The organism is Arenibacter troitsensis (genome assembly GCF_900177645.1).
GTDB classification, from domain to species: domain Bacteria; phylum Bacteroidota; class Bacteroidia; order Flavobacteriales; family Flavobacteriaceae; genus Arenibacter; species Arenibacter troitsensis.
Genome location: NZ_FXAO01000001.1, coordinates 1,028,099 through 1,043,606 on the forward strand (window position 1 = coordinate 1,028,099; position 15,508 = coordinate 1,043,606).

A 15,508-nucleotide genomic window follows, 5' to 3' on the forward strand; every position below is an offset into this window, starting at 1 on the left:
AGAAAAATTTAAAATGCATAGGGGTTTTTTACAATTATTGCATCTTTAGGGTAAAAGGAATGCCGAATGTCTAAATATCAATTGTTGATCGATAAATTTATTGACCGCTCCATATCACCAGAGGAACGGGAAATTTTGGAGAAGTGGATTCTGGAAAGTGACATTAATATGTCCTATTTTAAAAATCAAATTAAAGCATCGAGGCGAAATATGTCGCTGGACTTCGATACTGACCTGGCGTATCATAGGTTTTTGGAAAACCTCAATTCAAAACAGAAGATCTCCAGTCCTTTGCGGCCAATATGGAAGTATGCTGCAGTGCTGGCTTTTGTAATTGGCATTGGTTTCTTGGCCAAACGGCAATTGCTCCCCAATACTTCCCAAACCTCAATAAAAGTTGTTAAAAATGGAACAAAAACTTCCTTAGGGAATAATATCGTATTAAAAATGTCCGATGGAACAACCAGGGTTCTGAACTCAGAAGGGGATACGACAATAACGGATGCCATAGGCAACATTGTTGCCAATAAAGAAGAAAATTCCCTAACATTTGATGAAGCTAAGGAAGTGTCGGATAGAACCCTGCGTTATAATGAGGTTTTTATTCCACATGGGCAAACTTTTAGGCTAAAGCTCTCAGATGGTACTTTGGTATGGCTCAATGCGGGTTCAAAACTTCGTTTTCCCCAAAGTTTCGTGAATTCGGACAACAAAAGGATTGTCTACTTGGAAGGAGAGGCATACTTTGATGTTGCCAAAAATAAGAAAAAGCCATTCATTGTCAATACACAAGAAGTGGATGTTAAGGTTCTGGGCACCAAGTTCAATATTTCCTCCTATGATACGGATGATGAGATTGTTACTACTTTAATAGAAGGGTCGGTAAACGTTTTTGAAACAAGAACACCGGAAAATGGCATGAACTTGACCCCAAGTTTTCAGGCCAATTATAACAAATTTGGTAACGAATTCAAGAAGGCAAAAGTAGATACGGGCATATTTACGGCATGGATGCAGAACCGTTTGGTAATAGACCATCTAAAGTTTTCTGAAATATTGGTCAAACTCGAAAGAAAATATTCCGTGAAATTCGTGAACAATTCGGAAAGTTTGGACAATGAAATCTATAATGGGGAATTTTTGGACGAGGATATCGAATCTGTTCTTAAAACGATTTCCCTAAGTACACCATTCTCTTATGAAGTAAACCAAAATATAATCACTATAACAAAATAAAAAAAAGAAAGGGAAGTGTTCCAGCACTCCCCTTATCTAGTAGACCATTAATATAAATTAACAATCAAATGCATTCAAAATTATGAAAAAAAGTGATGTGGATAACGCTTTTGAAAAAAGGCGTTGCAAAAAATTAAATTTTAAAATGAAGTTTTGCTTTCTTGTTGCTTCCATTATGCTATTTCAGTTGTCGGCAAATTCGGTTATGTCGCAGAAAAAAATGGAATTTAACTATAGCGATGTTCCTTTAAAACGTATCCTGAATGAAATTAAGACCCAGACGGGCTATCGGTTCTTTTATAATGTTAAGGAAATAGACGATACCCAAAAAACTTCATTGAACGTAGAGAAGGAAACAATTAGGGAAGTTTTAAATAAACTATCCGTTAAGACAAATTTTGATTTTAGAATAAATGGGAATCAGATTGTTCTGACACAAAAGGTAAACACTGCACATACTTCTCAGGAAACAGAAATAAGAGGTACGGTTAAGGATAGGGACGGCCAGCCCTTGCCAGGGGCAAGCGTTGTTGTAAAAGGAACCGATAACGGAACCCAATCCGATTTTGATGGAAATTTTATAATAGAGGTTGCCAATTCAAATGCCATACTGGTGGTCTCCTATATAGGTTTTGCTAGCAAGGAAATCTCTTTAAACGGACAATCTAACCTAAGTGTTACCTTAGAGGAAAGTGCCGCTGGGCTTGACGAAGTGGTGGTTGTAGGTTATGGAACTGTAAAAAAAAGAGATTTGACAGGGGCTGTTGTTTCTGTAGATTTTGAAGATGCAAACATAGCACCCAATACAAATGTGTTGCAAGCGGTACAGGGAAAAGTACCTGGGATTAATATTGGAGCTGTAAGTGCTGCTGGGGAAGAACCCAGTTTGTCCATTAGAGGTCAAAATTCACTTTCAGGTAGCAATAGTCCATTAATTGTGGTAGATGGTATTATTTATTCAGGCTCACTGTTGGATTTTAGTGCTACGGATATTAAGAATATTGATTTTCTTAAGGATGCTAGTGCTGCTGCCGTTTATGGCTCTCGGGCTGCCAATGGAGTAGTCCTGATTAGCACGAAAAGCGGTACCGGTGAGGTAGGTAAGCCTAGCATCACTTTAAATACATATGGTGGAATTCAGAAAGCTGGGAACCTTCTTGATTTAATGGACGGTGATCAATATGTGCAAAAAATATTGGATTTTAGAGAGGCCACTGGACAAGTAGCCGATCCCAACTCAATAGCCGATTATATGCAGCCCAATGAAGTAGACAATTATCTAAATGGGCGTGAGCTTGATTGGTATGATTTACTTTTAAGAACGGCAACTATTCAAAACTACGAACTTGGTATTTCGGGTAGAACTGAGCGCACAAAATATTATTTATCGGGAACTTTTACTGATCAAGAGGGCATCATACAAGGAGATGATTTTAATAGAACGACCCTTAGGGCCAATTTTTCTACAGATGTTACGGATTGGCTAACTATAGGACTCAACTCTTCTTATTCCAATAGGGATTATTCCGGCGATGCAGTTGATTTTGGTAATAGTGTACTGTCTAGTCCTTATGGTACCATTTATCAGGTTGATAATCCGGGTCTATATGAAAATTTTCCCCAAACGGATCAATTAATCGCCAACCCTTTCCTGCCTTTGCTTAATGATAACTTGGATACTCAGGATAATTTATTTGCCATATTAAATGTAGATATTAAACTTCCTATAAAGGGGTTGAGCTTTAAACATAGCTATTCTAAAAATCTAACGTGGATGAGACAAGCGAGTTTTGATAGGGATAGAAGGGCTCAAGAAGTAAATGGCGTTGCCACCAAGTCCAATGAATTTAGGGACAGTTGGCTTATGAATAATATTCTAAGTTATTCAAACGATATCAATAATATTCATCAGGTCGGAGCCACATTGGTATACACCCGCGATAGTCAGATGTTTGAAATATCCAACATTAGCTCTACTAATTTTGGATCTAAAATACTCGGGTACCATGCAGTGGAGTTGGGAGGCTCCCAAACGGTGGATTCCGGGTTTAGTGAGCAGTCAAGTGAAGGGGCAATGGCTCGTATTAATTATGGGTATGATAACAAGTATCTCCTTACAGGAACTTTTAGAAGGGATGGGTTTTCTGGTTTTGCAGCAAACCACAAATACGCAAATTTCTTTTCATCATCATTGGCTTGGGTACTTTCCCAAGAAAAATTTATGGACTCCGCTGATTGGATATCATTTCTTAAACTAAGGTTGTCCTATGGTCAAAATGGTAATCAAGGGTTGGGTGCGTATAGCAGCCTCGCTCGTGTTGGTACCACTCAATATATCTTTGGAGATGGGGCCAACACAGAGAATGGCTACGAAATTACTTCGATAGCAAATAATGATCTGAAATGGGAGTCTACAAAGTCTCTCAATTTAGGATTAAATTTTGAATTATTCGATGGTAGATTTTCAGGAGATTTGGATTTTTATAAATCAAAAACTGTTGATTTGCTTGTTCAAAGATCTTTGCCATCATATACTGGCTATCAAACTACTTGGACCAATCTTGGTGAAGTTCAGAACAAAGGAGTCGAAGTATTTTTGAATTCTGTGAATGTTGAATCGGGAGATTTTAAATGGGAAACAGGAATTTCATTTTCTTTGAATAGAAATGAGATAGTATCGCTGTATGGAGAGGATGCGAATGGTGACGGCCAAGAAGATGATGATATTTCCCGAGGATGGTTTATTGGCGAATCACTAGGGGCAATTTATAATTATAAGACAGACGGTATTTATCAAGTTGGGGATCCAAATATACCAAATCGTTATCGTGAAGGTGATTTTAGGCTCTTGGATACCGACGGTGAAGAAGGTATAACCCCAGATGATAGAGTTATATATGGTAATGAAAATCCGAATTATAGGTTTGGTGTAACCAACTCAATAAGTTATAAAAAACTTACTTTCTCCGCTTTTGTCAATTCGATTCAGGGTGGCAATAATTGGTATTTGGCCGATAATAGAATGCTTAACCCCAACACATTTTTTCCAGGTAGGGCTAATATGGTCAATATACCTTATTGGACTCCAACCAACCCCACTAATGAGTACCCAAGAATTGATTATAATCCAAGAATAAGACACAGATTCGACCAAGACAGAAGTTTTGTTCGCCTACAAGATGTAACTATAGCTTATGATTTTTCTAAAAGTGACTTTATACAACAGTGGGGATTAAATAAGTTTCGCCTCTACGCAAGTGGAAAGAATTTGGCAACATGGACGAAATGGACAGGATACGATCCAGAATTGGGGACCACCATTAGTGGTACACCAATAATTAGTTCAGTTATACTAGGATTGGAAATTGGACTGTGAATTACCAAAAAATAACGCTAAATATTAAGACAATGATTAAAAAGGTATATATAAAAATAGTAATTGCTATACTGATAACAGGTGTGCAAATAGGTTGTAGTGATGAGTTTCTTGAGGAAGAACCAAAAGATTTTCTGACTTCGAGCAATGCTTTTCTGGAACCTATTGGAGTGGAATATGCAGTAACCAATCTTCATAAGAATGTAAGGGATATTTATACTGCAGCCGATGGAACAAGACCTCACGTTTTGTTAGGATTAGGTGCAGATTTGGCAGGTTTTGGGGAAAATTTTGTTAGTGGGGCTAGAATGAACTACGAAGCAATAAGTTCAACAGATGGCCTTTCGGGAATTTTTTGGAGCAATATGTATAAGATAATAAAGAATGCCAATGTTATAATTACTCGCGCTGAAAACCCGGAAATTGTTTGGGAATACGATGCTCAGAAAGACGAATTGATAGCGGAAGCCAAATTTTTTAGAGCATATGCTTATCGAATACTGGTACAACTATTCGGTGGCGTACCTATTGTTGACTACGAAGTGGAAGCTAATGTAAATGATCTTGTTCGAGCGTCTAAAGAGGAAGTGTATGATTTTATAATCGATGATTTATTATCTGCAATAGAAAATCTCAGAGAAACAGAACTAAAACCTGGAAGAATAACGAAAGGTGCTGCTTATCACCTTTTGGCCGAAGCTTATATTGCGGTTGAACAATGGCAGAATTCTATTGACGCAGCCTCAGCAGTCATTGATAATCCTAATTACGAATTGATGACCAATCGTTTTGGGTCAAGATCAGATGAGCCTGGTGATGTGTATTGGGATTTATTTAGGATCGGCAATCAAAATAGGTCGAGCGGAAACAAGGAGACCATATGGGCTCTTCAGATAGAATATGAAACACCAGGTGGAGGCATAGAAACTGGAGCAAGTGGATTTACAATGGAAAGAGCCTGGGGATCCAGGTACCATTCATTGAAAGACCCTGATGGAGTTAATGGATTTGAACTTAGTGATCAGTACGGAAGGCCCGTGGGTTGGTGTACCCTAACAGATTATGTGGCTTACGATATTTGGGATATAGATAATGATGGAAATTATGATGTTGATATGAGAAATTCTTCAAACAACATTCACCGTTTTGAAAGGGGAGATTTTATTTATAACAATCCTAACTCAGCCTATTTTGGACAACCAGCTGAATTGGAAACAGTGGAATCACAGGAACTGCGGTACTGGTTTCCATATTTCATGAAGAATACAACCCCTTTCAACCATCCCGGAGGTGTTATCAACACAGGCAGAATTTGGCGAGATTGTTATGTAATGCGCTTGGCTGAAACATATTTACTGCGAGCTGAAGCATATTTGGGCTCTGGAAATAGGACTCTGGCAGCTGCCGATATTAATAAGGTAAGGGAAAGAGCTAATGCCGACCCAATCTCAGAGGGGGATGTAGATATTAATTTCATATTGGATGAACGCGCAAGGGAACTAACAATGGAAGAATTTAGAACATTGACCTTGATGAGGCTTGACCTGATGTTTGAAAGAACACGTGACCTCAACCCATGGGCAGGACCCACAATTGGCCAACATAATAATCTATGGCCTATTCCACAACGTGAAATTGACTTAAATACGGGAGTGGAATTAACACAGAATCCCGGGTATTAAATTAGTTTGAGTTATTTGGGTTAGTTTTTTATAATGCCATCACAAGTGACTTGGGGTGGCATTAGTATAAAAATAATGTTGATCTAAATGACCGTACCACACAATTCCTGATACTCCTTAAGATGTTCAATGGCAAACTAAGCCTGCTTAAACGAAGAAGTGGGGTAGTTCTACCTATCGAATCATTAGGATTTGAAACAATAAAATTAGAATAGTTGAAATTAAAAAAAGAAAATGCGAATCAAAATAATACATAAATTAATACTATTGGGCTTATTTTTTATTACAACATTGCCCTTAATTGCTAATAATAGGGGATTTGTAGATGCAGCCGAATTTGGTTTTTCTCCCAATGCAACGGGAGTGGAAAATGTAAAGGCCTTGCAAAAAGCAATTGACCAAACAGGAACGATCATTGTAAGTCAACCCGGAGTCTATAAAGTGGCGGGAACTACTTACATTGGCAGCAATACTGCGATTGAGTTCGGGAAAGGGGTCATACTCCAGAAAGTGAACGAAGTAGGACTATTCTCCCACGTGCTTTTGAACAAGGGTGCGCTTACTCGAACCTGGGACGAACATATATCGGTCAAAGGACTTCACATAAGTGTAAACGGTGTGGTAAAGCGGTACAATGAAGTTTTCGGACTTAGAGGACAGCTTGCTTTCTTCTATGTAAAAGATCTGAAGATCGAGGGCTTCCGATGTTATGATATTGAGGGAGTTCAGTTCAGTATCCACGTTTGTACCTTTGAGGACCTACTGATAGATGATACCATTATGGAAGGTGATAAAGACGGGATTCATCTGGGAAGAGGTAATCGTTTCAAAATATCCAACGCTACCTTTAAAACCCTGGACGATGCACTGGCGCTCAATGCTCACGATTATGCCAACTCCAATCCGGAAGTCGGTTGGATAGAAAATGGTGTGATAGAAAATTGTAATGACCTTTCTTTAGATGGGCAACCTATAGTGGGTTACTTCTGCCGAATACTAGCCGGGGCGTGGATAGACTGGGAAGAAGGATTAGAACTGCAAAATGCTGATGCGGTCGTCTCTAATGGCAGAATCTACCGTGTAGATGCGCTGGGAGACGATGGTAAGATAATTAAAGGTACCTGGAAAACCAAAACCCAACCTACTCATAAAGAAGGCACAGTGGTTCTGGATGGCATCAAATGGGTGATGATGCAAGATGATGTGCAGTACACCGCAGGAGTACGAAACGTGGTTTATCGTGATATTTTTCTGGAAAAACCCCGATCTTCATTTTCCATACATTTTGATAATAGCAGTTGGAGCAGATCCTATTATCCAGGAGCAACCATTCCTCAGCAAGAGCAATTATTATTTGATAATGTAAAAGTGTTACACGATGGTGAATTACCTTTTGTGAAAGTCAACACGCCCGTAGATGTATTTACCATTACCAACTGTAGTTTAAGAAATTCCGGAATTCTCTTTCACGGGAAGAAAGGCTATGTGCCGGATTATGGAAAAACATTCGTCAATTTTTATGGCAACACTTTGAATAAGAAAGGGGAAATGACGCTTATCGAAAATCGAGTAGAGGGAAAAGAGATCATTCTGAAAATGGATAATAACATTGAAATTTCAGAAGATTTTAAAGCAATCATCAAAAATGAAGGAGGCATCATTTCTATAAATTCTGATCTTACAGGCTTGAAGTAATGGGGATAAATAAACCTGTTATTTGCGATATTGAAGCTGGGAATTGGTGTAAATCTGGCCCAATCCTCATACCATTTTATTTGTTCATCTTGATGTTGAGTTCGTGCAATGTTTCAAAGAACACCCTCCAGGAAGAACAGGGGCCCCTGGAAAAAAATCCAGCTCAAACGGTTTGGATCTACCTAATGGCAGGTCAATCCAATATGGCGGGTCGTGGTGCTATTGAGGCTCAGGATACCATAAGCAATCCTCGAATTTGGAGTATAGACGGTCAAGACAATTGGGTTTTAGCTAAAGAACCGCTTCATTTTTATGAAAATAGCGGCCTGGACTGTGGGTTAAGCTTTGCTCAGGAAATGTTGAAGCACGTTCCTGATTCCGTTACCATAGGTTTAGTTCCCTGTGCTGTTGGCGGAAGTTCCATTTATCAATGGCTAGAGGATTCAGAACATCGTGGGGTAAAACTGTTGAGCAATTTTAAACAGAAAGTTGAGCTTGCCAAAGCAAGAGGTGAGATTAAAGGTATTTTATGGCATCAAGGCGAAGGCAATGCTAATGAGAAGGATATACCCGTTTACAACAAAGCAGTCAATAGCTTATTTGAGATTTTTAGAGCAGAAGTAGGTGATGCCGACCTTCCCATCGTGATGGGAGAATTGGGTCGGTTTGCACAGCCAGAAGAGAAAGCCCTCAGGTTTCAGGCAATTAATCAAATAATCAGATACGTGGCTGAAAATGATAAAAACACGTATTGGATTTCCTCGAAAGGATTGAATCATAAAGGCGATAATTCTCATTTCAATGCTGCAGCACAGCGTATATTGGGAAAGCGATATGCAAAGGTGATGCGCAGCACAATTAAAAATAATAACAATTGATTCATGGGAAAGCGATTAAAAATAAGGCTAAACTTGGGCTTCATTTTATACGTATTGATATCCTGCCAGATTCAGGCTCAAGTACACTTGCCATCAATCTTTGGAAGCAATATGGTGCTCCAGCGCAATAGTGATGTTTCCATTTGGGGTACAGGACCAGCTACAAAAGACATAGTTATTAAGACTTCATGGAATGGAAGCAGGTATACGACCAAATCAGATAAGGAAGGTAACTGGAAACTCAAGGTTAAAACCCCGGAAGCCGGAGGGCCTTATCAGCTAACTATTACAGATGGTACAGAAACCGTAAGTCTTGAAAATGTTTTGATAGGGGAAGTTTGGGTATGTTCCGGGCAGTCTAATATGGAGTGGGACCTTATTAGGACAGGAAGTCCTACCTCTCCAAACCCAAATAATTTGTTGCTTCAAGCAAACCAACCTTCTATTCGATTATTCAACGTAGAACAGGCTATGAGCTATGAACCAGAAGATGATTTCGAGGCAGACTGGAAGGAATGTAGTTCTGAATCAGCCGGAGAATTTAGTGCCGTAGGATATTATTTCGGTAAAATGCTGTATGAAACACTTCATGTTCCCATTGGCTTAATTTCATCTAATTGGGGAGGAACTCGTATTCAAGCATGGATTGATGAAGCTGGTTTAAAATCCTTCGATCCTTCAATATTGGAAGATCATAATAAGAAAATCAGTCAAAACAGATCATCCGCATTATTCAATGCCATGATAAACCCAATGCTCCAGTTTAAAATACAAGGAGTTATTTGGTATCAGGGAGAGAGCAACAGAAAGGAACCTGAAATTTATGGGGATTTAATGGAGCTTATGGTTAAACGTTGGAGGGAGCGTTGGAATATAGGTGAGTTCCCATTTTATTACTGCCAGATAGCACCTTTTGATTATAAGGAACCGGAAATAAATTCTGCTTTTTTAAGAGAAGCCCAATATAAGGCCTCCAAACGAATACCCAATTCGGGAATGGTATCATTAATGGATACTGGCGAAGAAAAAGACATCCATCCTGCCAACAAAGTTGAGGCGGGTCAACGTCTTGCTTATTACGCTTTAAAGGAAACGTATGGTATAAAAGGAATAGTTTGTAGAGGGCCTGAATTAGATGAAATGAACATTGACGGATCTGAAGTACACCTAACGTTTAAAAATGACGATGGAGGCATTACCAATTATGGTAAAGGTTTTCACCTTTTTGAAATGGCAGGAGCGAATAGGAAATTTTACCCGGCATCTGCCAGATACGATTGGAAAACAAAAACAATGCTGCTATCAAGTCCAGAGGTAAAGAAGCCTGTTGCGGTGCGATATGCATTTAAGGATTTTGTTGTAGGGGATTTGTATAATCGATATGGTATACCCGCTTCTTCATTTAGAACTGACAACTGGGAAGATGTTGTAAAATAATTTGCAGGCAAATATCCCTGAGATATGAATTGTTTAATGAGTGCAGATCTAAACTACATCTGCACTGAAGATGGCTGAATGTACAGCTGTGAAATTGAGAATTAATATTCTAGAATAAAAAGATGATTACAAAATATTTTAAACCTTCGCTGATGGCATTTTGCTATTTTTTAGCATCATGTTCCAATCAAAAAGACGACAGTGCAGTTTATACGCACTCACTTTGGTACAATGAACCAGCCACAGAATGGCTTGAAGCACTTCCTCTGGGTAATGGTAGATTGGGCGCTATGGTTTTTGGTGGGGTAAAGGATGAGAAACTATATCTTAATGAAGAAAGCCTATGGGCAGGAATTCCTGAAGACCCGTATCCTGATAATGTGGGCTTACACTACCAGAAATTTCAAGAGTTAAACCTTGAGGGGAACTATGATGACGCCTTTGATTATGCTATGAAGAATCTAGCTGTTTCACCTACGGCTTTTAGATCTTACGAACCATTGGGTAAGTTATTATTGACATTCGACCATAACGGGACATCTGAATCCTATAAACGAGGCCTTAATCTAGAAACCGGGATTTTGACTATTGAATATGTAGTTGACGGTAAGCGTTTTAAACGGGAGTCTTTCATTTCTGCTGATTATGATGTCTTGATTTACCGGTTTGAAAGTCTTGATGGCGAGCCACTTTCTACACAGATTGATTTTCAGAGAGAAAAGGATGTTACTATTAGTGTAATTGATGATCAGATTATTGAAGTGACCGGTCAAATATTTGATGATCCAAATGGTTATGAGGATAATAAAGGAGGGTCTGGTCAAGGGGGACATCACATGAAATTTTCCAGTCATATCGGGGTGCTTACACAGGATGGTGAGATGAAGGTTTTGGGTAATAAGCTAAATATTGAAAATAGTACTTCCTTCACGCTTATTTCAAGCGCAGCAACAGACTATAATTTAGCAGAGATGAATTTTGATAGAAGTATTGATGCAAAGAAAAATTCTATCAACAAACTCAAGTCAGCACTACAGGATTCATATGATCAAATTAAAACAGACCATATCACAGAGCATGCTGGGATTTTCAATCGGGTAAAACTAGAGATTGAAGCCAAATCCCCAGACAGCCTTTCAACTAAAGAAAGATTAGAAAGACTATCGCAAGGAAAGGAGGATGTGGGGCTAGAGCAACTTTTCTTTCAATACGGTCGCTATTTGATGATGTCGAGCGGGATGCGACGGGCTGTCTTACCTTCCAGCCTGCAGGGGATATGGAGTGAAAAGATGTGGGCGCCCTGGGAGTCTGATTTTCATCTCAATATCAATTTACAAATGAATTATTGGCCGGTTGAGACCTGTAACCTTTCTGAAGCCACAATTCCACTTTCAAATTTTATGCGGGGTATTGCTGAAAGAGGTAAAGTTCCTGCTAAAAAATTTATTGGCTCAGAGGGGTGGATGGCACACCATGCAACAAATCCATTTGGTAGGGTAACACCTAAAGGCTCACATAAAAAATCGCAGGTGGCAAATGGATACTGCTTTCCACTTGCAGGCGCATGGATGTCACTATCACTTTGGAGACATTATGAGTTTACTAAAGATGAAGAATATCTTAGGGAATCTGTTTATCCAATTCTTTCAGGGGCTTCAAGATTTATCTTAGATTTTTTAAAGGAAAACGAAAAAGGTGAATTGGTCACAGCGCCTTCATACTCTCCTGAAAACTCCTACATAAATCCAGCTACCGGAAAATCACAGATGAATACTGTAGCTGCAACGATGGATATGCAAATAATTAGGAGCGTTTTTGAAGCATGTCTGGAGTCGGAGAAACAATTGGGAATAAATGAAATCTCTGACCAGATTAGTGCTGCAATGAAGCGACTGCCACGCACAAAGGTCGGTTCAAACGGAACCATACAAGAATGGTATGAAGATTATGAAGAAGTTGAGCCAGGACACCGGCATATTTCACACCTATTCGGGCTGTATCCTTCGGCAGAAATTTCTCCAGAAACACCAGATTTGTTTGAAGCAGCCGAGAAAACTATTGAGCGTAGATTATCTGACGGCGGAGGGCAAACCGGCTGGAGTCGGGCCTGGATCGTTAATTTCTATGCCAGACTTGGCAACGGGGAAAAGGCACACGACCATTTGAGAGGGCTTATCGGGGAACAGTTGGGCCCAAACCTCTTCGACCTACATCCACCTGGTATTTTTCAGATCGATGGAAATTTTGGGGGTACTGCTGGTATCGCTGAGATGCTAATCCAATCTCACGTACCTGGAAAGATATACCTTTTACCTGCCTTGCCCGAGCAATGGAAAAACGGCAAAGTTGAGGGACTGAAAGCCCGAGGTAATTTTGAAGTAGATATGGAATGGGAAGATGGAATAGTCACCGTTGCAAGAATCACTTCACTGGTTGCAGGTGAAGTTGAGGTATTTGCTGGTGATAAAAGTGAATTGATAAATATCCAGTCTCTAGAGACCAGGACCTTGTCTTTTAAAAACTAAAAAATCGGTCAAAAACTATGAGTAAAATACTGATATCTTTCTTTGTAACCCTATACAGCTGTTCCAAGGTCATTGCACAAACGCGTTTACGCGATCAAGAGCCGACCTATTGGGAGGGAAATACAATTCATTTAATGAAAATATAGACATAGAATATGAAGCCCATGATAATGCAAAAGAGATTATTTGTTTTTGGGATTTGCTTGCTAGTAAGCTGCTTGTCCCTTGCCCAAAAGAAGTCGATTTACCAAAAAGGCTGGATTGACTTTAATAAGAACGGTCAGAAAGATATTTTCGAGGATCCGGAAGCTGAAATTGATGCCAGAGTCGAGGACTTATTGAGTCAGATGAATGTGGACGAAAAAACAGCTCAATGTGCTACGCTTTATGGCTACAAGCGGGTTTTAAAAGATGAATTGCCAACTCCCGGATGGAAAAACGAGGTGTGGAAAGATGGTATTGCCAACATAGACGAACAGCTCAATGGTTTGAAGCCCACGCAGTATTCCTATCCGTACAGCAAACATGCAGAGGCCATTAATACCATTCAAAAGTGGTTTATTGAAGAAACACGTTTGGGCATACCAGTAGACTTTACCAACGAAGGTATTCACGGACTCAACCATGATAAAGCAACCCCGCTTCCATCCCCAATAGCCATTGGTAGTACCTGGAATAAAAATTTGGTCAGACAGGCAGGTGGGATAGTAGGAAAGGAAGGAAAAGCTTTGGGGTACACCAATATATATGCTCCAATATTAGATTTAGCCAGAGACCCAAGATGGGGTAGAGTAGTCGAGTGTTATGGAGAAGATCCTTTTTTGGTTTCCGAACTCGGTATCCAAATGGTCAAAGGTATTCAGTCACAGGGTGTGGCTTCTACATTAAAGCATTATGCGGTATACAGCGTACCAAAAGGTGGAAGAGATGGTAGGGTTCGAACGGATCCACATGTAGCTCCCAGAGAACTGCACCAAATGCATTTATATCCTTACAAACGCTTAATTGGTATAGCCCATCCGAAAGGAGTGATGAGTAGCTACAACGACTGGGATGGAATTCCGGTAAGTGGAAGCTATTACTTCCTTACTGAACTGCTGCGTCAGGAGTACGGCTTCAATGGGTATGTGGTTTCTGATAGCGAGGCCGTTGAGTTTCTTCATAGAAAACATCATGTGGCCGAGGATTATAAAGAAGGTGTAAGACAGGTTGCAGAAGCAGGCTTAAATGTGCGGACCCACTTTACCCCACCGCAAGATTATATTCTGCCATTAAGGGAACTGGTCAATGATGGGGAACTTTCAATGGCAACCCTTGATCGTAATGTAAAAGATGTTTTAAGGGTGAAATTTGAACTGGGACTTTTTGATGAGCCCTATGTAAAGGATACCAAAGCTGCAGATAAGATTGTAGCCAATGATACCAAAGACTTTGTGCTACAAATGGCAAAAGAGTCATTGGTACTTCTTAAGAACGAGAATAATGCTTTGCCCCTCAACCTTAATAAATTGGACAATATTTTGGTCACAGGTCCTTTGGCTGTTGACAAGTCTGTCTATGTGAGTCGATATGGTCCTCAAAATTTAGAAGTAAAAAGTGTGTTGGAAGGCATTCAGAATTATGTTGGTAGTAAAGCTAATGTGGACTTCTCGCTGGGCTGCGAAGTAGTCGATGAGGCTTGGCCTGAGAGTGAAATCATCCCCATCCCACTTTCTAATAAGGAGCAACAAATGATAGATGCTGCAGTAGCCAAAGCCAACCTATCTGATGTAATTATAGCCGTAATGGGCGAGGATGAAAAACGCTGTGGGGAAAGCCGATCCAGAACAAGTCTGGGGCTACCGGGAAGACAGTTTCAATTGTTGCAAGCCCTTAAAGCAACAGGTAAACCCATAGTACTTGTCCTTATAAATGGAAGACCCTTGACCATCAATTGGGAGAATCAATACATCCCGGCCATACTAGAAGCATGGTTCCCAAATGTGGAAGGCCCAAATGCGATCGCCCAGACCTTATTCGGCGATTACAACCCGGGAGGAAAGTTACCGATAACCTTTCCGAGATCTGTGGGGCAATTAGAGTTAAATTTTCCATACAAACCAAGTTCGCAAGTTGGTCAGCCTTCATCGGGTCCTAACGGCACCGGTAATACCTCAGTGGTTGGTGAGCTTTACCCATTTGGTTTCGGATTGAGTTACACGCAGTTTGACTACAAAAACTTAAAGATAACCCCAGAGATAGGCAAAACGCAGCAGCAGATCACGGTTTCCGTTGACGTAACGAACACCGGAAAAGTAAAGGGCGATGAGGTCGTACAACTCTATTTCAAGGATTTGGTGAGTAGTGTGATCGTGTATGAACTACAACTCAGGGGTTTTGAGCGTATTAGCTTAAATCCGGGTGATACCAAAACTGTAAATTTTACCTTAAGACCAGAAGACTTACAACTGCTTGACAGGGATATGAACTGGACGGTGGAACCGGGAGAATTTGAAGTATTGATCGGGGCTAGTTCCGAGGATATCAGACTTAAAAGGATTTTTCAACTCAAACCCTAACAGATAAAAAAAACTATTCATAATAGAATTTAGTTTGCTTTTAGTTCTTGATTTTGGCCCTGAAATTCAGCTAGTCAAAAATCATAATGAAAGTCAACATAAGAATTTAGAAGTTTATATT

Annotated in this window: 9 protein-coding genes; all 9 read left to right on the forward strand. The window is 39.8% G+C overall.

The features are described from left to right. Positions 1-66: 66 nt before the first annotated feature. The 9 genes from B9Y87_RS04185 to B9Y87_RS04220 all read left to right on the forward strand — a co-directional run bounded on the left by B9Y87_RS04185 (position 67) and on the right by B9Y87_RS04220 (position 15,387). A complete protein-coding gene (locus B9Y87_RS04185; RefSeq protein ID WP_085496418.1) occupies positions 67-1,236 on the forward strand; it encodes a FecR family protein in 1,170 nt (389 codons plus the stop codon). 82 nt (positions 1,237-1,318) lie between these two features. Further along, on the forward strand, positions 1,319-4,612 hold the full coding sequence (locus tag B9Y87_RS04190) for a TonB-dependent receptor (protein WP_085496420.1): 3,294 nt from the start codon (positions 1,319-1,321) through the stop codon (positions 4,610-4,612). A 32-nt stretch (positions 4,613-4,644) separates the two neighbouring features. Further along, positions 4,645-6,294 carry a RagB/SusD family nutrient uptake outer membrane protein gene (locus tag B9Y87_RS04195; protein WP_085496422.1) on the forward strand — a complete coding sequence of 550 codons (1,650 nt, stop codon included), beginning with the start codon at positions 4,645-4,647 and terminating at the stop codon, positions 6,292-6,294. A 234-nt stretch (positions 6,295-6,528) separates the two neighbouring features. Further along, entirely contained in the window at positions 6,529-7,989 is a 1,461-nt protein-coding gene (locus B9Y87_RS04200; protein WP_085496424.1) for a hypothetical protein, read from the forward strand. A gap of 92 nt (positions 7,990-8,081) precedes the next feature. Continuing rightward, on the forward strand, positions 8,082-8,867 hold the full coding sequence (locus B9Y87_RS04205; RefSeq protein ID WP_217807480.1) for a sialate O-acetylesterase: 786 nt from the start codon (positions 8,082-8,084) through the stop codon (positions 8,865-8,867). Positions 8,868-8,870: 3 nt separating this feature from the next. After that, positions 8,871-10,304 carry a sialate O-acetylesterase gene (locus tag B9Y87_RS04210; RefSeq protein ID WP_085496428.1) on the forward strand — a complete coding sequence of 478 codons (1,434 nt, stop codon included), beginning with the start codon at positions 8,871-8,873 and terminating at the stop codon, positions 10,302-10,304. Positions 10,305-10,426: 122 nt separating this feature from the next. Then, on the forward strand, positions 10,427-12,829 hold the full coding sequence (locus B9Y87_RS04215; protein ID WP_085496429.1) for a glycoside hydrolase family 95 protein: 2,403 nt from the start codon (positions 10,427-10,429) through the stop codon (positions 12,827-12,829). Positions 12,830-12,846: 17 nt separating this feature from the next. Then, entirely contained in the window at positions 12,847-12,975 is a 129-nt protein-coding gene (locus tag B9Y87_RS22285) for a hypothetical protein (protein ID WP_262483170.1), read from the forward strand. 24 nt (positions 12,976-12,999) lie between these two features. Further along, complete coding sequence (locus B9Y87_RS04220) at positions 13,000-15,387, forward strand: glycoside hydrolase family 3 N-terminal domain-containing protein (RefSeq protein WP_085496665.1); 2,388 nt, start codon at positions 13,000-13,002, stop codon at positions 15,385-15,387. Positions 15,388-15,508 lie beyond the last annotated feature (121 nt).

Coding starts and splice junctions, on each gene's coding strand:
- B9Y87_RS04185 (WP_085496418.1), top strand. CDS start 67: ATGTCTAAATATCAATTGTTGATCGATAAATTTATTGACCGCTCCATA.
- B9Y87_RS04190 (WP_085496420.1), top strand. CDS start 1,319: ATGAAAAAAAGTGATGTGGATAACGCTTTTGAAAAAAGGCGTTGCAAA.
- B9Y87_RS04195 (WP_085496422.1), top strand. CDS start 4,645: ATGATTAAAAAGGTATATATAAAAATAGTAATTGCTATACTGATAACA.
- B9Y87_RS04200 (WP_085496424.1), top strand. CDS start 6,529: ATGCGAATCAAAATAATACATAAATTAATACTATTGGGCTTATTTTTT.
- B9Y87_RS04205 (WP_217807480.1), top strand. CDS start 8,082: ATGTTGAGTTCGTGCAATGTTTCAAAGAACACCCTCCAGGAAGAACAG.
- B9Y87_RS04210 (WP_085496428.1), top strand. CDS start 8,871: ATGGGAAAGCGATTAAAAATAAGGCTAAACTTGGGCTTCATTTTATAC.
- B9Y87_RS04215 (WP_085496429.1), top strand. CDS start 10,427: ATGATTACAAAATATTTTAAACCTTCGCTGATGGCATTTTGCTATTTT.
- B9Y87_RS22285 (WP_262483170.1), top strand. CDS start 12,847: ATGAGTAAAATACTGATATCTTTCTTTGTAACCCTATACAGCTGTTCC.
- B9Y87_RS04220 (WP_085496665.1), top strand. CDS start 13,000: ATGCAAAAGAGATTATTTGTTTTTGGGATTTGCTTGCTAGTAAGCTGC.